At 43.7% G+C, this 21,062-nt stretch carries 22 protein-coding genes; 6 read left to right on the top strand and 16 right to left on the bottom strand.

Translation table 11 applies throughout. From position 1 onward, the window contains the following. Window positions 1-130 precede the first annotated feature (130 nt). The 3 genes from L1611_RS15555 to L1611_RS15545 all read right to left on the bottom strand — a co-directional run bounded on the left by L1611_RS15555 (window position 131) and on the right by L1611_RS15545 (window position 2,729). The gene (locus L1611_RS15555; RefSeq protein ID WP_236314631.1) at window positions 131-904 is read right to left on the bottom strand and encodes an IucA/IucC family C-terminal-domain containing protein; all 774 of its coding nucleotides are present in this window, start codon (window positions 902-904) and stop codon (window positions 131-133) included. Further along, the gene (locus L1611_RS15550) at window positions 879-1,697 is read right to left on the bottom strand and encodes an ABC transporter ATP-binding protein (protein ID WP_236314630.1); all 819 of its coding nucleotides are present in this window, start codon (window positions 1,695-1,697) and stop codon (window positions 879-881) included. Before L1611_RS15550 ends, L1611_RS15555 begins: the two co-directional genes overlap by 26 nt. Before the next feature lie 192 nt (window positions 1,698-1,889). Continuing rightward, a complete protein-coding gene (locus L1611_RS15545; protein ID WP_236314629.1) occupies window positions 1,890-2,729 on the bottom strand; it encodes an HAD family hydrolase in 840 nt (279 codons plus the stop codon). A 183-nt stretch (window positions 2,730-2,912) separates the two neighbouring features. On the opposite strand from L1611_RS15545, the gene L1611_RS15540 reads away from it, so the two are divergent. From L1611_RS15540 to L1611_RS15520, 5 genes are all read left to right on the top strand, one after another. Continuing rightward, the gene (locus L1611_RS15540; protein ID WP_236314628.1) at window positions 2,913-3,827 is read left to right on the top strand and encodes a phosphate/phosphite/phosphonate ABC transporter substrate-binding protein; all 915 of its coding nucleotides are present in this window, start codon (window positions 2,913-2,915) and stop codon (window positions 3,825-3,827) included. 190 nt (window positions 3,828-4,017) lie between these two features. Beyond that, window positions 4,018-4,806: a phosphonate ABC transporter ATP-binding protein gene (gene phnC / locus L1611_RS15535; RefSeq protein ID WP_236314627.1), complete on the top strand. Its 789-nt coding sequence runs from the start codon at window positions 4,018-4,020 to the stop codon at window positions 4,804-4,806. Continuing rightward, window positions 4,790-5,599, top strand: a complete 810-nt coding sequence (phnE, locus tag L1611_RS15530; protein WP_236314626.1) for a phosphonate ABC transporter, permease protein PhnE — start codon at window positions 4,790-4,792, stop codon at window positions 5,597-5,599. Before phnC ends, phnE (L1611_RS15530) begins: the two co-directional genes overlap by 17 nt. Further along, window positions 5,599-6,399 carry a phosphonate ABC transporter, permease protein PhnE gene (gene phnE / locus L1611_RS15525; RefSeq protein ID WP_236314625.1) on the top strand — a complete coding sequence of 267 codons (801 nt, stop codon included), beginning with the start codon at window positions 5,599-5,601 and terminating at the stop codon, window positions 6,397-6,399. The genes phnE (L1611_RS15530) and phnE (L1611_RS15525) overlap by 1 nt, the downstream gene beginning before the upstream one ends. 89 nt (window positions 6,400-6,488) lie before the next feature. Next, window positions 6,489-7,052, top strand: a complete 564-nt coding sequence (locus L1611_RS15520; protein WP_236314624.1) for an FAD-dependent oxidoreductase — start codon at window positions 6,489-6,491, stop codon at window positions 7,050-7,052. 59 nt (window positions 7,053-7,111) lie between these two features. Here the strand turns inward: L1611_RS15520 and L1611_RS15515 are convergent, their stop codons facing one another. The 4 genes from L1611_RS15515 to L1611_RS15505 all read right to left on the bottom strand — a co-directional run bounded on the left by L1611_RS15515 (window position 7,112) and on the right by L1611_RS15505 (window position 9,316). Beyond that, the gene (locus L1611_RS15515) at window positions 7,112-7,981 is read right to left on the bottom strand and encodes a Cof-type HAD-IIB family hydrolase (protein WP_236314623.1); all 870 of its coding nucleotides are present in this window, start codon (window positions 7,979-7,981) and stop codon (window positions 7,112-7,114) included. 112 nt (window positions 7,982-8,093) lie between these two features. Further along, a complete protein-coding gene (locus L1611_RS20695; RefSeq protein WP_265738477.1) occupies window positions 8,094-8,225 on the bottom strand; it encodes a hypothetical protein in 132 nt (43 codons plus the stop codon). A gap of 73 nt (window positions 8,226-8,298) precedes the next feature. Beyond that, complete coding sequence (locus L1611_RS15510) at window positions 8,299-8,607, bottom strand: AzlD domain-containing protein (protein ID WP_236314622.1); 309 nt, start codon at window positions 8,605-8,607, stop codon at window positions 8,299-8,301. Next, window positions 8,600-9,316, bottom strand: coding sequence for an AzlC family ABC transporter permease (locus L1611_RS15505; protein ID WP_236314621.1), 717 nt, complete (start codon window positions 9,314-9,316; stop codon window positions 8,600-8,602). The genes L1611_RS15510 and L1611_RS15505 overlap by 8 nt, the downstream gene beginning before the upstream one ends. 100 nt (window positions 9,317-9,416) lie before the next feature. Here L1611_RS15505 and L1611_RS15500 point away from each other — a divergent pair, with 100 nt between their 5' ends. Next, window positions 9,417-9,980: a helix-turn-helix domain-containing protein gene (locus L1611_RS15500; RefSeq protein ID WP_236314620.1), complete on the top strand. Its 564-nt coding sequence runs from the start codon at window positions 9,417-9,419 to the stop codon at window positions 9,978-9,980. Window positions 9,981-10,404: 424 nt separating this feature from the next. On the opposite strand, the gene lpdA is transcribed toward L1611_RS15500, so the two are convergent. The 9 genes from lpdA to L1611_RS15455 form a co-directional block, all read right to left on the bottom strand. Further along, on the bottom strand, window positions 10,405-11,850 hold the full coding sequence (gene lpdA, locus L1611_RS15495; RefSeq protein WP_236314619.1) for a dihydrolipoyl dehydrogenase: 1,446 nt from the start codon (window positions 11,848-11,850) through the stop codon (window positions 10,405-10,407). A 1-nt stretch (window position 11,851) separates the two neighbouring features. Further along, on the bottom strand, window positions 11,852-13,114 hold the full coding sequence (locus L1611_RS15490; protein WP_236314618.1) for a dihydrolipoamide acetyltransferase family protein: 1,263 nt from the start codon (window positions 13,112-13,114) through the stop codon (window positions 11,852-11,854). Window positions 13,115-13,129: 15 nt separating this feature from the next. After that, window positions 13,130-14,128 (bottom strand): alpha-ketoacid dehydrogenase subunit beta, encoded by a 999-nt coding sequence (locus L1611_RS15485; RefSeq protein ID WP_236314617.1) that lies wholly within the window; start codon window positions 14,126-14,128, stop codon window positions 13,130-13,132. After that, window positions 14,129-15,196: a pyruvate dehydrogenase (acetyl-transferring) E1 component subunit alpha gene (gene pdhA, locus L1611_RS15480; RefSeq protein ID WP_236314616.1), complete on the bottom strand. Its 1,068-nt coding sequence runs from the start codon at window positions 15,194-15,196 to the stop codon at window positions 14,129-14,131. Window positions 15,197-15,207: 11 nt separating this feature from the next. Continuing rightward, window positions 15,208-16,308: a Glu/Leu/Phe/Val dehydrogenase dimerization domain-containing protein gene (locus L1611_RS15475; protein ID WP_236314615.1), complete on the bottom strand. Its 1,101-nt coding sequence runs from the start codon at window positions 16,306-16,308 to the stop codon at window positions 15,208-15,210. Between the two features lie 63 nt (window positions 16,309-16,371). After that, the gene (locus tag L1611_RS15470; RefSeq protein WP_236314614.1) at window positions 16,372-16,767 is read right to left on the bottom strand and encodes a thioesterase family protein; all 396 of its coding nucleotides are present in this window, start codon (window positions 16,765-16,767) and stop codon (window positions 16,372-16,374) included. Between the two features lie 1,049 nt (window positions 16,768-17,816). Then, window positions 17,817-19,148: a sodium-dependent transporter gene (locus L1611_RS15465; protein WP_236314613.1), complete on the bottom strand. Its 1,332-nt coding sequence runs from the start codon at window positions 19,146-19,148 to the stop codon at window positions 17,817-17,819. A 103-nt stretch (window positions 19,149-19,251) separates the two neighbouring features. Next, window positions 19,252-20,046, bottom strand: a complete 795-nt coding sequence (locus tag L1611_RS15460) for an ABC transporter ATP-binding protein (protein WP_236314612.1) — start codon at window positions 20,044-20,046, stop codon at window positions 19,252-19,254. Next, the gene (locus L1611_RS15455) at window positions 20,012-21,043 is read right to left on the bottom strand and encodes an ABC transporter permease (protein WP_236314611.1); all 1,032 of its coding nucleotides are present in this window, start codon (window positions 21,041-21,043) and stop codon (window positions 20,012-20,014) included. Before L1611_RS15455 ends, L1611_RS15460 begins: the two co-directional genes overlap by 35 nt. Window positions 21,044-21,062 lie beyond the last annotated feature (19 nt).

Here is a 21,062-nt window from a genome sequence, read left to right as displayed (position 1 = left end):
GTCCCAAAATAAAGTGTCAGAGATCTCCATCACAACATTTAGTTTCTCTAAATGTTGCTAGAAACGGAGAGAGTAGTCAGACACTTATGGGACAGCCCCTTTTCTAAATATCATCTTCAATCAGTTGATTTCAGTCCTTCGTATACCCGGACAAACACCTTGGACAGTTTTTGCAAAAAAGCCGCTCTGGGTTGACCTCATAATACAGGCAGCATGTTTTACGCACACGTACTGGCGGTTCGCTCTTCAACAACGTCTGCTTTGTATGCTTGAATTTTTTCAAAGGGTTTTCCTTCAAACCGAAGCACTCCGCAGGAGCCTCTAAAATCATCTGATAATCTTCTGAAACAAGTTCTGCTGAAGCCAGCCCGGGATGACTATGAAAGCTTGTCTCATATAGCCAATAGAAATAAACCGAAGTATTCTCCCATAAGATCTGTACCGGTACCGAGGTCAGTGTTGATAGTCGCTCCCAAACAAGAGTAAGGTGGTCGCGGAAGATCGTTTCAAGTCCGATGTACAGCTCCTGCTCCCGATTTGTGCTTGTTTCTCTTGTATTTGCATGGTGTAGATAAAGTGCCGGACGCATCAAACCATACTCGGAATCTGGCTGGATCCGGCAGTTTCCAAGTCTTACATCAAGAATTCGGTTAAAGAGGGTCACGCTTGAGAAAAAGGGAGCCGTCAACAAGAATGCGTACCTTTTGGAGAATTGTGAGGCAGTCACCAGGCTGTTCGGCGATTGTAGTATTGACGTAAGACGATCGATGTAATGTTCCATTTTTGTTCGTTTCAATAAATCCTCTGATGAAATCGAGGAATCATCAGAGGAAAATTCAGTCGCTAGACGGTAGTTCTCTTCAAGGAATAGCAGCTGGTCACGCGTTAGCGTATCGGAGATCATTAGCTACCTTCCTGCCCTTCCCACAAGGAATACATAATGGTGATCCGAACATCGGATCACAGGATATTTGGGCTTGCAAACCAAAAACATCATGCACCATCTTCGTCGTTACAATCTTTTCTGGTGCACCTTCAGCATAAATTCCTTTGTTATGGACGGCTACGATGTGATCGGCATAACGGCAGGCAAGGTTCAAGTCATGAAGGACCATCACAATCGTTCGTTTCTCCGTCTGGTTCAAATCATATAGCAAGTCGAGAACCTCGATTTGATGCGCGAGGTCTAGATACGTTGTCGGTTCATCGAGTAAAATCGTCTCCGTGTTTTGTGCAAGTGACATCGCAATCCATGCACGCTGGCGTTGTCCACCGGATAATGAGTCGACCGGTCGATCCTGAAGTTCAATCAGATGTGTTGCCTCAAGAGCTGCATGAACCGCTTCTTCATCCTTCTTCGTCCACTGTTGAAGCCAGTTCTGATAAGGATATCTTCCCTGTTTGACAAGCTGGGTAACCGTCAATCCTTCAGGTGTCACCGGAGACTGAGGAAGAATAGCGAGCTGTCTTGCGACTTTTTTAGTAGAGGATCGTTGTATGTCTCTCCCATTAATGATGATATTTCCTGACTTGGGTTTCAATAATCTTGCAAGTGCTTTAAGTAAAGTGGATTTTCCAGATCCGTTACTTCCGATCAATACTGTGATTTTCCCTTTCGGCACTTTAAAGTCAAGATTTTCAATGATTGGAGTGTCTTGATAGGACAATGTAACCTTTTTGGTCTCAAGAGAGTACATATACTTCTCCCCTTCTCATAAATAATCAGTCCGTACATTCAACCTATTGTCAATTCTATTTTAAATGAGAACGTTTGTCAATGAATTTGAGAATCATTATCACCATTAAGGCGTAAAAAAAGCCCGCAAAAATTGGTTCGACATTCAAGTGAACGACATTTGCATGAGCTTTTGATTCTTTCTAATTCAGCTTCATCTACCCTTATTGAACACATCTGCCAAACTTGTTACAACCTTCAAGTTCGCATGCTCAAGCTTGATACCGGTCGGCTGGATATAGATCGTCTTCAAACCCAGCAGCAAAGCCGGAGCAATCTCATTGATCAGGTTATCACCGATGGACACTGTCTCATTAGCTTTAACACCATATTTTTTCATCAAATCCAGGAAGATTTTCTTTGTTTGGACTGGTTTCTGGGCTAATGGGATGATCTCTGGGAAAAGGTCGTCCAGCTCCAACTCATTGAGCAGGCGTTCCACATCATCCTTTTCACTGTTCGTTACCAGGACGATTTCCGCCTCTTCCCTCAGCTTGTGCAATCCTTCTTTCAGGCCAGGTGTCTTCGTCAATTGAAATTCATCTGTGACCATAAATTCCTTCGTTTTCGTATAACAATGGTAGGTTTCTTCGATTGAAACCCCGTAATGCCTGGCTGCTGAATATGGAAGCCACCATCCGTCACCTATAGCGATCATTTTTTCAAAATCAAAAGTCAATTCTCGATCATATGTATGATTGACGTCTTCGCTATCCCACTCTGTGCCATCCCATTTCTGGGCGTGGGTCACTTTTAACGTAAGGGGGTCCAATGTAAGGATGGCATCCCTTTCAACATCATAAGCTTTCCCGATCGCTACAGGGTGATCGCCCTTCTTCATATCCTCATAATCCTTGATAAAATACTCTTGTTCATCAATTGCTACCTTTTCTTTCAAAAGTGATGCGTAATAATCGAAGTGATCAGTATCTTCATATAACGTGCCATCTAGGTCAAAAATTATCAGCTTACAGTCTGGATAAAATTGTTTCATTTTACATCCCTCACAAAAAGAATATTCGAACTTGTAACTGTTGTCATTTTAATGGTTCGCTTAATCTATCGCAAAAATATTATGTAGAGATAGGGTAAAATTTGTAAAATCTATGGAAAAAATTGCAGAATTATAGCATAATTGACTTGTTGTTAATTAAAACATATTTAGGGGGAAATAGGAATGAAAAAGGTTGTTGCACTTTTGTTCGCTGCAATTTTAGCTATTGGGACGACAGCATGCGGAACAAGCAGTGATTCTGATTCTAGCGGCGGGAATAAGGACGGCGAAGTTAAAAAGATAGTCATGGGGTTCGTTCCGTCACAAGACTCTGATGAAATTGCAGATACAGTTGAACCTCTTGCCGATAAACTTGGAGAAGAGCTTGGTGTAGAAGTTGAAGGCAAAGTCATGACCAGTTACTCTGCACTTGTAGAAGCGATGGGAAGCAATCAAGTCCAAATCGGATTTTTGCCTGCTTTCGGTTATGTATTGGCGAATGAAAAACATGGTGTTGAAGTCATTCTGAAGTCAGAGCGTTTTGGAAGCGGTACATACAAAGCACAATACGTCGTACGGGCCGATTCTGGCATCGAGTCTCTTGAAGATATGGAAGGAAAGGCTTGGGCGATTCCAGACTTGACATCTACTAGTGGATTCTTGTTCCCAGCAGCACAAATCATGGATAAGTTCGGTGTGGAGGATGTTCAATCAGGTTTCTTCAGCAACACAGTTGAAGCTGGTGGACACGACAATGCGATCATTTCAGTCTACGAAGGGGATGCTGATGTAGCGACTACCTTCGATGATGCTCGTACTGCGGTAGAAGAAGATTATCCAGATGTAATGGACAAGCTTAAAGTCGTTGAATATACAGATGAAATTCCGAACGATACGATCTCAGTGACAAAAGAGCTTTCTGACGAGTGGGAAAAGAAAATCAAAGATACATTCCTATCATTCAATGATGATGAAGAAATGATTAAAATCATGAACGAAGTATACAGCTGGGATGCAATCATCGAAGCTGAAGACAGTGAGTACGATGTTGTCCGTGACACATATGAAAAGTTCAAGGATTCCATTTCTATAGATTAATAGAACCTCAATCCTTCGGGGGAAGCTAGTCTTCCCCTTTTTTTCACGGAAGGAACACATCCAAGACCTGGCTTACACTTTTTCCTACATTACATAGCAACCGTACTGTCTTTAAAAACATAAAGAGTACTGATTCTTCCTCGCTAACTATGAAACTAATCAGGCTCTATTCACGATAAGGGGAGTTAGTATGATTGAAATGAAAGATTTATCACTTGTCTATCCGAATGGTACGCAAGGTTTGAAAAACATCAACGTGAAGATCAACAAAGGGGAATTCGTCGTCATCGTCGGTCTATCCGGTGCAGGAAAATCAACGTTCATCCGAAGCATCAACAGGCTTGTCACTCCTACTGAAGGTCAACTGTTCGTCGATGATGAAGATATCCTCAAGTATAAAGGAAAAGATCTTCGTAAGCTCCGTACGAAAGTCGGGATGATCTTCCAAAATTACAATCTGGTCAAACGCTCTACCGTCATGAAAAACGTCATATCTGGACGCCTTGGGCACACGGGTACCCTTAAAAGTATCCTCAATCTTTATTCCAAAAAAGATATGGCTCTTGCCTACGAAAGCTTGAAGCGTGTAAATATCGAAGAAAAGATCTACTCTCGGGCTGATCAATTAAGTGGTGGACAACAACAACGTGTATCCATCGCCCGTGTACTGACACAACAACCATCTGTCGTACTGGCTGATGAACCTGTGGCAAGCCTTGATCCTCCTACTTCCCACCAAGTGATGAAATACTTGAAGAAGATCAATAGTGAGGATAATATCACTACAATCGTCAACCTCCACTTCATTGATATGGCAATGGAATATGCTGATCGGATCATCGGTATGCGTGCAGGAGAAATTGTATTTGATGGGCCTGCTAGTAAAGTGAATGAAAAGACATTCGAAGAAATCTACGGCAGACCAATCAAGGAAGATGATATTCGAGGGGGCACCGAAGAGAATGTCGAAACCCCTTAATACAAATCATGTCCCTGCCAGTCTCGTTTCAAAAGATGCAAAATTCCGAATGAACATCATCATGCTAGTTGTGCTTGTACTTTATATCCTCAGCTCTGTGATGACGAATTCCTCCATACTCCGATTTGATGCTGCTTTCTTTGCAAACGTATGGAACATGATCGTCCAGTTGTTTCCGCCTAATTGGAGCTATGCTGGAGTCGTAGTCGATAAACTGCTGGAAACAATCAAAATGGCACTGATCGCAACGACCATCGCCGGAATCCTTTGTATACCATTCAGTCTCCTGGCTGCAAGCAATATCGCACAAAATAAATTTCTTTATAACTTCATCAAAATGTTTTTGAATATCATGCGTACGATTCCTGAGCTGATATTAGCAGTCGTATTCGTCGGGTTATTCGGAATCGGTGTTTTCGGTGGAATCCTTGCACTTATCATTTTCTCTCTTGGTATTCTTGCAAAGTTGATCAGTGAAACGATCGAAGCGATTGACATGAATCCGCTTGAAGCGATCCGGGCATCCGGGGGTAATACACTCCAGGTCATCTGGTACGCTGTTGTACCTCAGGTATTACCGCAATTCGTATCCTTCACCCTTTATGTTTTTGAAATCAATGTCCGGGCTTCAGTCGTCCTTGGTTTCGTAGGTGCCGGTGGAATCGGATTAATCCTTCAGCAACAGCTTAACTTTTTAAGTTATCAGAATGTAAGTACGATCATCGTCATTACATTCATTGTCGTAGTCATCATCGACTATATCAGCAATAAATTAAGGGGGCGTCTCGTGTAATGAACACCATTGTACCTCCTAAACCACCAAAAAGTGGTGTCAAAACCATAAGGAACATAATCATCGGGATCGGTATGCTCGCCCTCTATATTTGGACATTCGCTACGATTGAAATACCGTGGGACAGAATCTTTAGTCAACGGACAATTGATAACTTCGACCGTGTCATCCCGAAATTGTTTAGCCCGGATTTCACTTTCGCTTCAAGGGTGTTTGAATATATGATGGAAACCCTGTTCATTGCATTTACCGGGTCTTTCATGGCAGCAATCCTTGCTGTACCGTTCGGCTTTTTTGCAGCTTCGAACATCAACAGAAATCCATTTCTGAATACGTTGGGGAAATGGATCTTGAATGCAGACCGTACATTCCCTGAAATCCTGCTCGCATTGATTTTCGTCGTCGCAATCGGACCAGGTGCATTTGCAGGCGTACTTGCCATCGCCATCCACTCAGTCGGAATGCTTGGAAAGCTTTACTCTGAGGTCGTTGAATCGATCGATATGAATGTCGTAGAAGCTATGGAAGCAAACGGGGCGAACAAGATCCAGATTTTCTTCTATGGGATCATGCCACAGGTCATTCCTGAATTTTTATCCTATGCCATCTACCGTTTTGAAATCGATGTCCGGGCTTCGACAGTCCTTGGAATCATCGGTGCGGGCGGTATCGGTACACTTCTTGTCATTTCATCCCGTAATCGCAACTGGGATGAAGTCGGGATGATTTTGCTGGTCATCATCATCTTCGTCAGTATCATCGACTATATCAGTACCTTTATACGGAAAAGAATCGTTTAACACAAATGACCATCATGTTACGATATATTTGACATCCATGAGATCACACAGCTTAAACCAAAAACATCTTAAATAAGGAGTTGTTGGTATTGTACGACATCGCTATCGTCGGTGCTGGACCTGCAGGAGCAAGCGCTGCCCTGTTTTCTGCGAAATCAGGAAAAAACACCCTCGTCCTCGATAATGATAAGAGTATTACTAAAAAAGCATGGATTGAGAATCATTATGGTATCATGGGAGCTACTGGCCCTGATCTTGTAGAAACCGGGAAAAAACAGGCAAGTAAATTCGGTGCGGAAATCGTTCCCACAAGCGTCCAGCATATTTCCAAGTCAGATGAAGGTTTTACCATTGAAACGGACAAAGGAAATTATAAAGCTGATCAAGTCATTTTAGCAACAGGGCTTGCAGTTGATCTGGCTGATAAGGTAGGTCTTAAGACCATAGAAGGTAAAGAACCTAGAATAAAAACGATACTTGATGTGGATGCAGACGGTAAAACAAACATTGAAGGAATCTGGGCTGCAGGAACGGTAGCTGGGGTAAGCGTACACACGATCATCACTGCTGGAGATGGAGCTAAAGTAGCTGTGAATGTACTAAGTAAGCTCAATGGTGAACGATATGTGGATCATGATTTGTTAAAATCGTAAACATCAATAGCTAACGGCTGGCCATATTGGTCAGCCGCTTTTATTCGCTCTTTTACTCATCAGCTTACACGATTCTTTTTCATGAATGTTTGGATGGCGAAAGCGACACCGCTCTCATCATTTGTTTTCGTCACGAAGGTACATAGCTTTTTTATATCTTCCTCAGCATTTCCCATCGCAACACTGTAACCTGCAATTTCAAACATCGATACATCGTTGTAGTTATCGCCTATTGCCATGACTTCTCGCATTGGAATTCCGAGCTCTTCAGCATATTTTTGCACAGCGATTCCTTTTTGGGCATCACGGTGGGTAATTTCGATATTTGCCTCAGCGGATTTACTTACAGCCAGGTCTTTGAAGGTAAGAAAATCATTTAAAGCCCCTTTACGGGATTTTTCATTTTTTGAGAAGGCAAGCAGCTTATAAATTTCAACGTCTGGTTCCTCAACAACTTCCTTATAATCTTCAAGTGTGTGGATTCGCCCATTGCTGATACGATAGGCTGCCAATTCATGTGCACGCTCATTGCTGACTTCAGGGTTGGCACTTTTGATGATATCGACGATGATGTCAACCGCCATTCCAGGGTTGTCACTAAATGTCCCTTTATTCGTATAAACTTCATAATAAATCGAGTAGTTGCTCAATAATTCTGCTGCCTCATAATAGGTGTCTTTTGACAACGCAATACTTTGCTTGATCTTACCTTCAACCGTTCTCATTTGAGCACCGTTTATCGCAATGATTGGAAGGCTGAGCCCAACTTCCTGGATCGGTGTCACCGCTTCCTCATAAGAACGTCCAGTCGCTACCACAACGTGGATTCCAGCTTCCTGTGCTTTTTGGATCGCTTTGACATTCGCTTCATTGATCGTTGTATTGTTGTTGATAAGTGTACCGTCCATATCAATAGCAATAAGTTTCACATTATCATTTCCTTTATAATAGTTTCTTACCTAGTTTTCCCATTATCTCAATAAGAAAACTAATTTTACATAAAAGAAAAAGAGCTTGAATTCAGCTCTCCTTGTAAACGCTTTACTTATGTTTCATATTCGTGAAAAATGTCTCAATGAATGCTTGGAAAATCTCAATTGATTGAAAGGCGATCAACGATACTGCTGTTATAGAGAAAAATCCTATCATAAGATAACGAAGCAAAAACGCCATGTTTGCCCACCTCATCTTTTTGGAATAGATACACTATACCACTTATTTCACCGTTTGAAAAGTAAAGTGATTGTTAAGCGAACAGCAGACTGCAGATGCTCAAAACCCCTATCGAGCTGATGACAATCACAATGAGACTCGCTCCGAAATAAGCTGCAATGAAGGCTGTAAGTGCACCGACGATCCCCATCCATAACTCTCCGTTAAATGTAACGATACCTGGAAAAATCAGCGCACCCAGGATAGCATATGGAACATTTTTTAGCACCCCGCGCAGGATCGGAGGGATTGATTCTGTTTGAAATGCGACCAGCGGTAACATTCTCGGAATATACGTGACAGCCGCCATCCCTAAAATGATCCAGATATACGAATCAAGCATCCGTTTTCTCCCCTTTCCATACCAATTCGATCAGGACTGCTGCAAACAAGGTTGATAGGATGATCGTCCACCCTGTTGACAACGGTGTATTGAAGGTTAAAATGCTATTAACAACTGCAGCAATCGAAGCTAACAGAATGACTTTAAATGACTTACGTGCGCTAGGTACAAGGAGACCAATGAACAATGCGTACAAAGCAATTCCCATGCTTTCCTGTAAAATCGTCGGCAACCCTGAACCGACCAGGTACCCGATGCCGGAAAACACGACCCAGCTACTCCATGCGATAAGGCCGACCCCAAGCATGAAAGCTGCTTGGACGTTTCCCCTTTGTACTGCTGAAACTGAAAAGGTCTCGTCAGTGATGAAGAAGCTATATAATGCCTTTTTCCATTTTGGATCATCTGCTGACTTTTCACAAATAGAAGCGCTCATCAGCAAATGGCGGATATTTACGATGAATGTGGTGAGTATGATTTCAAAGCCGCTGATCCCTGCGGCAAATAGGGTTAGAGAAATGTATTGGGCAGCACCCGCAAATACGAAAATACTCATACCGACCGCTTCAAATAGACTCAGTCCAGAGCTTTTAGCAAGAAGACCGAATGTAAAAGCAACAGGCATATATCCGATCGCTATACTGCTTCCTTTTTGAAGTCCGCTCCTGAAAAGAGAGGATGATATTCGCCTTGTAACGGCAACATTCATGAAGCTCCACCTTCCCTTAACCTTTGTTGATCTTACGTTATGTATGTTATATTATTCGTATTGTATTTTATAACATATTTTTCGTCAAGGAGAAAATGCGATGTCATATGAAATCAATCATTTGATCGGAAAAAAAATAAAAAAAATCCGTGCAGAACGGAAATTAAGCCTAGATGACCTTTCCAAGTTGACAAAGGTCAGCAAAGCGATGCTGGGACAGATCGAACGAGGCACCTCCAGTCCTACCGTGAGTACCTTATGGAAGATTGCTTCTGGACTAGGTGTTTCTTTTTCCTCCTTTGTGGAAGAAGAAACGCCGACGTTTTCAAAGGTGAGGGTAGATGATGTCGAGCCTTTATTAGAAGATGATGGGCGTTATTTGGTACACACTCTCTTCCCTACTGATCCGAACCGGAATATCGAAGCGTATGCAATCACATTAGAACCCGGCTGTTCCTATACAAGCCCTGCCCATGGCGCTGGTGTCGAAGAATATCTCTTTGTACACAAGGGGGAACTGAATGTCTCAATAGAGAATGATTCAATCCATTCACTGAAAGCAATGGAAGCTTTCCGCTTTTCCGCGGACCATCTCCATACTTATGAAAATATGTCGGAAGAGACCTGTGAATTGTTCATGTTCATCTATTATCGAAATGGATGAGCCCATATCCATGTCCGAATTAACGGGTTGCTAGAGAAGAGAATCAAGCAGTTTGGAGTTCCTACCGGACATACGCGGTCCTTATCTGTGAAAAAACTTGAGTGTATTTCCTTGAATGTATACTAATAGGGCCTCTAGTGTCCGCTGAACTTCCCGCCAAAGTATAAATAAAAGCGCAAACGCCTGGTCAGCCACGAAGGTCACTGGAAGTCCGACGAGGAGGCTCGAACCAAACAAAGTTCGGTTCTGTGTGGGTACCCTAAATCAATGTGTCGACCGCCGCAGGAGGATTGAAGTGATCCAAGTGGTTGGGCGTTGGAGCTGGACATTTCTTCACCGCAACCAAAATTTTTATACTTTTTTCCTTTTAAAAAGGGCTTCCCATAAGTGTTTGTGCACTTTCATTGGGACAGCCCCTTCTTCCTCAGCCGACTGGTTCGGCTTTCTTCTTCTGTTGTTTGTTCGGTGGAATATGAATCGCTTCTCCTGTCATTGATTCAAGTGCTTCCAGCCATCCCTCGTTAAGACTTGGATGAGGATAGAATGGATACGATAGATCTTCTTCCCTTGCTGCCATTTCGAGGGCTGTAATGCCCGATGAAATCAACTCGACGGCACCCTGCCCGATCATGTGCACACCAAGCAGAAGATCAGTTTCTGCATCCTTGACGATTTTGACCAGTCCTTCTTTCTTGCCCGTGAGACCTGCATACCCATTTCCTGCCATGGCGAATTGGCCTGTCGAAACCTGGTAACCTTCCTCTTTCGCCTGTTCTTCAGTAAGACCAGCGTAAGCGATCGGTGTCGATGTATGGACGACCCTCGGAATGTAGCGGAGATTCAATTCAGGTGCTTTCCCTGCAATGTGTTCTGCAGCTACCTTCCCTTGCTTGATCGCTTTGACCGCAAGTGAAGGACCAATGGTCACATCGCCGACCGCGTACACGTTCTTTTCAGTTGTTTTACTGAATTCGTTGACAACTAGATAACCGTTGTCGTCCGTTTCGACTGATAACGCTTCAAGGCCAAGTTCTTTCGTATTCGGCCGGAAGCCGAGGGAGACAAGAAGATGAGACCCTTCGACCGTCAGTTTTTCATCCTGTTTCATCAGGTGTAGCGTGACTTGCCCACCACCCTCCTTTACAGTTTCGATGACAGCATCTTTGATGATTTTTATCTTTGATTTTTTCAAAACACGTGTCAATTCCTTATCGATATCTGGATCGAACCCGAAATCATTGCCGCCGTCTATGACAATGGTAACCTTGGAGCCCATAGCATTGAAGCTTGTAGCCGCTTCAAGAGCAATATAATCAGATCCATAGATTACAAGATGCTCAGGCACTTCCTGGATTCCATAGATGTCTTGGGCCCTTAAGACATGAGTGAACCGCGTATCGATTTCCTCAGGCATATAAGAAGAAGCGCCTGTAGCGATAATCACTTTATCATACTTATACATCTCGAACGTATCGCCCGATTCAACACCGATCCGATTTCCCGTCATAAAAGAGGCGCTACCATTGATGACTTCGATTTTATTGGCTTTACAAAGTGCTTCTACGCCCTTCTGTAAAGAAGATACGGTTTGCTTCATATTGTTGTGGTGCTGCTCCATGTTGAACTTCGGCTTCCCAGCTTCAATTCCGATCTGCTCCAAATGTTTCCAATCCCCCAGCTTATCTGCCGTGTGTGCAAAAACCTTGGATGGAATGCATCCTTTGCTTAGACAGATGCCACCCAGTTCTCCTTTTTCAATCAACGTCACCTCGATTCCAAGCTGTGCCGCCCGGATTGCTGCAGTGTATCCGCCAGGTCCCCCACCGACGATGATCAGTTCACGTTCTTGGATTACTTCGCCTACTACCATGTTATATCAGCTCCAATGTCATTGCTGCAGGGTTTTCAATATAGTGCATAAAGCGATTCGTAAATGCGACTGCGGTAGCACCGTCCGCTACTCGATGGTCAAATGTCATCGACACGTTCATGATTGAACGGATAACGATTTCATCATTGATGACAACTGGCATTTTCTTGGTCTTATGGAAGGCCATCAAACCGACTTCAGGGTGGTTGATGATCGGCGTCGCACCAGTGCTTCCTAAAGGACCAACATTGCTGATCGTGAATGTACCGCCTTTCATTTCCGAAGGCTTCAATTTATTCGTTTTCGCTTTATGGATGAGCTCTTTCATTTCCCTGTTGATCGTGGAGATGGATTTCTGTTCGACGTTCTTCACTACAGGGACGATTAATCCGTCATCAGCATCTGTTGCGATCCCCATATTCACTTCACCTTCAAGACGGATCACTTCATTCTCTTCATCGAGTTTCGCATTGAAGATCGGATAATCCCGAAGTGCAAGCTGTAGTGCTTTTACGAAAAAGGCTGCCAGTGAAACATTCATGCCTTCTGAGCCATCTGGATCAGCTGCCTTTAAGGATTTTTTCAATTCTAATAGATTCGTAAGGTCGACTTCATCAAAATGTGACACATGTGGAATCGTATAACGTGATTGTGTCATCTTTTGGGCAATCTGCTTCCGACGGCCCTTGAAAGGGATTTCTTTTGCCTCCGCAGCGGGTTTGGCAGCAGCTACATCCTCTCGTGTATCGGCCTTTTCTTGAAGAATCCCAGGTTGTTGGCCGCCATTGAGAAATTGATAGATATCTTCTTCGGTGACACGGCCGCCTGGTCCAGAACCGTTGACCTGCTCGATATCGATATTGTTTTCACGAGCGATCTTCCGCGTATGTGGAGCAGCAAGTACCCGTCTCGTCAAGCGGGTCATCGACTGGATAGTATTCGTTGCAAGTCCAGTTTGACCTGTAGATGGGGTTTCGATTTTTAACTGGACTGGCTCTTTTGGCTGTTTATCCTGTGAAGGGATACTGCCTTCTTTTTCAATTAGGATGATTGTCGTACCGACTGTCACCACTTCACCTTCAGAAGCTTTGATCTCTTTGACAGTACCAGCAACCGGGGATGGGAGTTCAGCCGTCACCTTATCCGTCTGTACCTCAACAAGTGGCTGATCGATTTTGACTACGTCTCCAGGAGAGACATGAAAATGGGTGATCTCCCCTTCTGTCATTCCTTCACCGATGTCGTGGAGCTTTACTTCAATCATTTTCTTCCTCCTATCTTAGAAGCGTACTGTATCGGTAATAGCTTGCTTGACACGTTCAGCATCAGGCAGATAATGATCTTCGATGGCAAACATCGGAACAGGGGTATCATGGCCGGTCACACGTTTGATCGGTGCACGCAAATGCAAGAAGGATGTATCATTGATCAATGAAACGACATCGTTCCCTACTCCGCCTGTTCCAGGGGCTTCATGTACGATGACAGCACGGCCTGTCTTTTGGACAGATTCCGTAATCAGATTACGATCAAGCGGGTATAGCGTAAGCAAGTCCAGCACGTCACACGTGATCCCTTCCGCTTCTTCTATTTCCTTAGCAGCTTTCTTTACGACATCCATCATCGCACCCCATGCAATCAAGGAGATGTCTTCTCCTTCTTGAAGACGGGCTCCTTTTCCGATTTCGACCTTATATTTTTCTTCAGGGACCTCAAGCTTGTGTGAACGGTAGCATCGCATCGGCTCGAGGAACAACACTGGATCAGGGTCCTCGATGCTTGCAATCAAGAGTCCTTTAGCATCATAAGCATTGGATGGTACGACAACCTTGATGCCAGGCATATGTGTAAAAAGGGCTTCAACACTGTCAGAGTGGATTTCCGGAGCGCGTACTCCAGCTCCAAAAGGAGCACGAATGACCATCGGTACAGTAAAATGCCCGAGCGTCCGTGAACGAATACGGGAAGCATGCGTCATGATCTGGTTGAAGGCAGGATAAATGAACCCTAGAAACTGCATTTCTGCAATCGGGCGGAAACCGTTCATCGCCAATCCGATTGATGTTCCGATGATTCCTGATTCAGCTAATGGTGTATCGATGACACGTTGTTCACCGAATTCAGCCTGGAGGCCGTCGGTTGCACGGAATACCCCACCGTTCTTACCGACATCCTCTCCTAAAACGAGTACATCGTCATGTTCACGCATCATTGTCGCCATTGCATCAGTGATCGCTTGGACCATCGTCAGTTTCTGGATTCTAACCGCTGTACTCATTTATACTTCCTCCTTCATACGGGACTGGAATGAATCGAACTGTTCCTGTATAGACCATGTTGGTGTATGGAAAACATGAGTAAACATATCCGTGATTTCAGCGGGACCGAATGCTTCCATATCTTCTACAGCCTGCTCGATTTCCTTGGTGATCTCCTCTTCGACCTGGGTTTTCCAAGCTTCATCGAAGTACCCCTGGTTCGCCATATAACGTTCAAGGCGTAAAAGCGGATCCGTCGTTTCTCGGCGTCGTTTCGCTTCTTTCTGGTCACGGTACTTGCTTGGATCGTCAGCTGTCGTATGGGCACCGTATCGATAGGTGACAGCTTCGATCAATGTCGGGCCGTTTCCGCTGCGAGCATGCTCCATCGCTTTCTTTGTTTCAAAATACACGACGAAAATATCGTTTCCATCTATACGGACACCAGGAATATCATAAGCTACCGCTTTCTGTGCGATCGTTTTCGTCTTCATCTGCTTTTCCATCGGCACCGAGATTGCGAATCCGTTGTTTTGATTGAAAAAAATGACAGGCGCATTGAATACGCTCGCAAAATTAAGCCCCTCGTGGAAATCGCCTTCTGATGTTGCACCGTCTCCAAAATAGACGATCGAACAACGGTCAGTACCTTTCATCTTTTCAGCCCATGCTGTCCCTGTCGCATGTAACAACTGCGATGCGATTGGAACCGCTGGAGGGAAAATGTTCTTCCCTTCCGGAGGGACACAACCTATCGGGTAACCTTTCCAATATAAAAACAAGTTGCGGGCAGAGTGCCCATACGTCAATGTGGCCGCATGATCCCGGTATGTCGGGAACATCCAGTCACCTTCCTTAAGAACAAGGGAGCTACCTACCTGTGCAGCTTCTTGCCCTTCAAATGGAACATACGTACCGATCCGTCCTTGACGCTGTAAGTTCACGCCTTTACGGTCAAACATCCGAGCTCTTAACATTTTGATATAAAGTTCTTTCGTCAATGATTCGGTCATCTCATTTTCAAACTCAGAGTTGACTACGACACCATCTTCATTCAAGATCTGTTTCATTGGAAATTGTGCTTCCATAAGACCCCTCCTTAGTTACGTACGTTCCACTTTTGACGTTTTTTATGGCTGAAGAAGCTATTACGCTTCATTCGTTTCGCCAAGCGTTCATTGCAAAATTGATTTGCAGACTCTGCTGTCGAGATTGATTGTTCTTCCGATTTTTGATAGATCTCCATCAACGTTTCATAAATCGCTTTCGTTTTTGCAAGTACACGTGCTTTGTTCGGACTGTACAGCTCATCAGATACCTGGATGAGTCCACCAGCGTTCACGATGTAATCCGGCGCATATAGTATCCCTTTTTCCTGCAGGAACTTGCCATGTTCATCTCTTAAAAGCTGGTTGTTCGCTGATCCGACAACAGCCTTCACCTTTAGCTGTTCAATCGTTTCATCATTGATGACCCCGCCGAGCGCGCAAGGAACGAAAACATCCGCTGGAACACTGTAGATCTCTTCCCCATCGATAACTTTGACATTCCCTTTCAGACCCTCGGACTGTTCTATGATCCTTTGGATTGCGTATTGATTTATATCTGTCACGTAAAGATCAGCACCATCTTCAAGAAGCTTCTCAGCCACCTTATAACCGACCTTCCCTAACCCTTGGATCGAATAAGTCTTTCCACTTAAATCTTCAGAACCATAAAGAACATTGTTCGTCGCCTTTAAACCATAAAGTACACCTTCTGCAGTCGGAATCGATGAATCTCCACTTCCGCCATATTCCTCAGGAACACCGACGATGCAATTGGTTTCTTTTAAAGCATGGACGAAATCATCCGGTGTCGTACCCATATCCGTCCCTGTGTAGAAACGGCCGCTTAAAGACTCGACGAATTGGCCGAAAGCACGGAATAATTCTGGTGAACGGTCTTTTAGCGGATCACCGATGATGACCGCCTTCCCTCCGCCAAAGTCGACATCCGCAGCGGCACATTTGTAAGTCATGCCTTTGGAAAGCCGAAGGACATCTTCGATCGCTTCATCCGTAGATTTGTATGGTCTCATACGACAACCGCCAAGTGCTGGTCCCAGTGTCGTATTATGTATGGCTATGATCGCTTTCAAGCCTGTATCAGGATCATTGCAAAACAAAACTTGTTCATGTCCATTGATGCGTTCAAACATGATGTAATCCCCCAATTCTATTAATCTAATTACAGGTAAACGCTTTCATTTGAATCCAAAAAATTAAGCCTTCATCGACTCGATCTTTTTCTTGATTATCTCTTTCGGTAGTATATATTGGGTGACTTCGCCTTCACCTATTTTTTCTTTATCATTCCGGACTTCAAGATCACAGATGACTGCCTTTCCTATGATCTCCTTAAGCGTAGCCGTTACCGTTATTTCACTTCCAGCAGGTGTAGGATTTAAATGTTTTGCTGAAACTCCTCCGCCGATCCCTTCCTCATGTTCTTCAAGGTAAGGTAAGATAATTTGCCGTGCTGCCCATTCCATATGATAGACCATTGAAACTGTCGAATAAGCAGGATGTACGAGATTCCCCTCAAACTGTGCATACATGTCAGGTGTCACTGTTGCAGTAATGGTAGCCTGTTGGCCAACTTGCATACCTGGCTTCATTAATTTCCGCCTCCTTAACCCTTCCCATTTCATCGTATAGGGGAATGGCATATAACAGAACCATCATTAGTCCCTATAAAAAATCGAGTTCTTTTTTCTTATAATTGGTCAGTATTATCCATACTGAATATGACGTTTATTTAACGATATAATATCATTTTGTTTAATAAAAAGCAATGAAATGTCCGTGGACCATTGTTACATGAACCTTCATTTTTTCCTATAACATCAGGGTTTTAACGCTTTAAAGTATCAGTTCTAACACTAGTGTATCGTCATATCCCATTCATAAAAAAGGGGACCGGAATCGTATGCCGAATTCACTAACGGGAACGTCAATTTGTGAATTGCGATACCTACCGAGTCATCTTCATCTTTGCTTTTTTGTTTTTTTTCTTAATGTATTGGATATTTCTGAGTGGAGGGTGATTTCATTAATGACGATATGTTTGGTGCGGAAGCTGCTTCTGCAATATCATCCACCTTCAACCAATCCTCTTTATGCTCTTCGCCTTGATGCTGCAAAGTCCGTTCCAGGGTTAACTTCCTGGATCTCTAAGGCGACTGAACCGATGTAGCATTTCGCTGATCCGTTTGGTATCACATCCGTACAACACAGAAGAAATCATGATGATTGTTCCGAACAGCCGATGATCACTAATTTTGTGCTCTGCGGCATCGATCACTTTGCCGACACCTCTTGATGCTCAGCGACTTTTTCTTTCATCATGGGGTGTTTCCCCTTTCAATGGTTACATTCTAGGTTGTCCGTGCCTCATTGTGCTATAAAATTCCACCTTTTTTGAATTTTAAACCATGACAGACTCTTATAAAATGACCTCATCAACTTTATCTCAACAAAAGTGGAGTGTAAGGCTACAACTTTGAAAATATCTCGACAACTCGAAAATTATCTCAACAACTCCAAGATTATCCCGACAACTTGAAAATTACCCCGACAACTCCAGGATTATCTTAAAATAGGCGAGACGGAGGCTTGTACAACGGAAAAAAGAGCAGCTGCAAAAGCTGCTCTTCTCCCTCTAAATTCATATGACTTCTAGCACATCCAGGAAAACGATGATGATGACGAGTGGGACAAAGTATTTTAAAATCAGCAGCCACAACGCCAATAGCCGTTTTCCAACGTTACTGCCATCGGTCAATTCTGCAACAAGCACTTCCCGTTTCATTTTCCAAGGGACAAAGATCGATATCATCAAGGCACCTAATGGAAGCATGATGTTACTTACCAAGTAATCCATCACATCAAAAATGATTTTGTCAAAGAATGTGATATTGCCTAAAATGCCGTATGACAAGGCAGATGGGACACCTACAACAAAAATCGCGATCCCGATCCACCAAGCTGCCTTGGAACGGCGCTGACGGGAATCTTTCGCTACCGAAGCGACGATGATCTCAAGCATCGAGAACGCCGATGTCAATGTTGCGAACAGGAACAAAGCCAAGAATATAATGAAGAAGAACGTTCCTGCCGGCATTTGTGCAAAGACTGAAGGTAGTACGATAAACAACAACCCCGGACCTGCCGTCGGCTCAAAGCCTAAAGAGAAGACTGCTGGGAAAATCGCCAACCCTGAAAGGATCGTTATGAAGATGTTCATCACCACGATTGAACCAGCCGATTTGGTCAAGCTTTCTGTTTTTGATAAATAAGAGCTGTAGGTAACCATAACGGAAATACCGAGACTAAGAGAGAAGAACGACTGGCCTAATGCGAATAGAACCCCTTCAGATGTTAATTTACTGAAGTCCGGCTCAAGAAAGAATCTAACCCCTTCCATCGCTCCGTCCAATGTCAACGAACGGAAGATCAAAACCAAGAACAGGATGAATAATGCAGGCATCATCCATTTACTTGCCTTTTCAATACCTTCCTTAATTCCCCGTGCAACTACGAGGATCGTCAACAGGATGAAGACTAGTTGAGAGCCTACCGCAGTCCATGGATTGGATATGATCGTTCCAAAGAACTGTTCATAATCCTCAACGCCAGAAATATAACCGGTCATGCTTGCTCCGAAATAGAGAAGGATCCATCCTCCGATCACACTATAAAAGGATAAAAGGATAAAGGCACTGAATACTCCGATCCGGCCGATGAATTCCCATCCTGGAGCAATTGATCTATAGGCTGAAATGGCTTCTTTTTGTGTACTTCGTCCAATAACGAATTCAGCTAATAATAACGGTAAACCCACTAGTAATGTAAAAAGCAGGAATATAAGAAAAAATGCCCCGCCACCGCTGTTCCCGGCTACATATGGAAACTTCCAGATCGCGCCAAGCCCGATTGCAGAACCAGCTGCTGCTAAAATAAATGTTAGTTTTGATGCCCATTGCTCTTGCTGCGCCATAACTACCTCCACTTTTCTCTCTGTTTTTATCACTCAGTTGTATCAAAGATAAAAAGGATGGGCAACCGTTAATTTCTGACAGTTGAACCTATCCTTTGACTATTCAATTTAACAATGTACGATCACTTGTCATTTTCGTACCGCGTATACGTTGGAATTCATGTAAAAGCTGTTCGATCGTCAGATTTTGTTTATCTTCTCCGCTTACTTCCAGGATGATCTGCCCTTTGTCCATCATGATCAAGCGGTTTCCCAGATCCAATGCTTGCTGCATATTATGGGTGACCATCAGTGTCGTCAATTGATGCTGCTGGACAATTTCTTTCGTCAATTTCGTGATGAGCTCTGCCCTGGAAGGGTCGAGGGCAGCTGTATGTTCATCCAAAAGTAAAATCTTCGGTTCCGTGAATGTAGCCATCAATAGCGATAATGCCTGACGTTCCCCACCTGATAGCAGCCCTACTTTTGCAGTCAGACGATTTTCCAATCCTAAATGGAGTGTTTCCAGGGATTCCTGAAAAAAACCTCTTGATTTTTTCGAAACGGCGATGCGGAAACTTCTTTTCTTATTCCTTGCATAGGCCATTGACATGTTTTCTTCGATTGACATGGACGGAGCAGTTCCGGCGAGAGGGTTTTGGAACACTCTGCCGATATATGCAGCCCTTTTGTGTTCTGGAAGGTTGGTGACATTTTTACTTTTGATGATCACTTCACCGACATCAGGATCCAACACACCAGCAATGACGTTCATCAATGTGGACTTTCCAGCACCATTACTTCCTATCACCGTTACGAAGTCCCCAGGCTCAAGGGCAAGATTGATATGGGAGAGTGCGATTTTCTCATCCAGTGTCCCTTCATTAAATACTTTGTGAATCTGATTTAGTTGAAGCAACGTTTTTCCCTTCCTTTCCGGGTCCTACGGCATACATCTTTTCGAAATCAAGTCGTTTCCTCTTTTTTCGATTCCGCTCTTTTTGACTATCGAGAATTTTAGGAAGTATTAATGCAATCACTACCAGGGTGGCTGTGATCAATTTCATATCCCCTGGGTTGAAACCGACTTTCAATGCGATAGAAATGACGATCCGATAAATGATCGCTCCACCGATGACAGCTAGGGTTGTTCTCATGATCGTCTTCGTTCCGAACAACGCCTCTCCAATGATGACAGATGCTAATCCGATGATGATCATTCCAAGACCCATTCCAATATCGGCAAACGAATTGTATTGGGCAATCAAAGCGCCTGACAGGGCTACGAAAGCGTTTGAAACGCCTAGGCCTAACACTGTCAATGTATTCGTATCTGCTGAGAAACTCCGGATCATCTGTTTGTTATCACCAGTTGCCCTCAACGCAAGACCGATCTCTGTTTTCAAGAACCAGTCTGTGAAAAATTTTATTGTCAAAGTAATGAGGATCATTAAAAACATGATTGACCATGTGGAAGGATTAAGACCGATTCCAGCAAACGCCGAACTCAGTGCTTCATCAATTCCGATCTTGTCCCATAACGCTTCAAATTGAGAAAATATCGTCTCCTGGTTCAACAATGGGATGTTCGGACGATCCTGCATGATCCGCAAGTTGATTGAATATAAGGCGATCATCATCAAAATTCCGGATAGTAATGGATTGATTTTTCCTTTCGTATGCAAAACCCCTGTGATACAGCCAGCAATAAAGCCTGAACCCATTCCTGCCAATGTTGCGAGAATAGGAGATTGCCCATTGAAAAGTATAATGGCAGCGACACCAGCTCCGGTGACGAAGCTCCCATCTACTGTTAGATCGGGGAAGTCAAGAATACGAAAGGAGAGGTAAACGCCAAGTGCCATAAGTGCGTATATGACGCCTGATTCTACAGCTGGGAACATAATCGAGAACATTTTACCATCTCCTCTCTAT

It is taken from the genome of Pseudalkalibacillus salsuginis, from assembly GCF_021646685.1.
GTDB lineage: Bacteria > Bacillota > Bacilli > Bacillales > Fictibacillaceae > Pseudalkalibacillus > Pseudalkalibacillus salsuginis.
The sequence above is the reverse complement of the archived record's forward strand: the minus strand, read 5'-3'. Positions and strand labels throughout refer to the sequence as shown.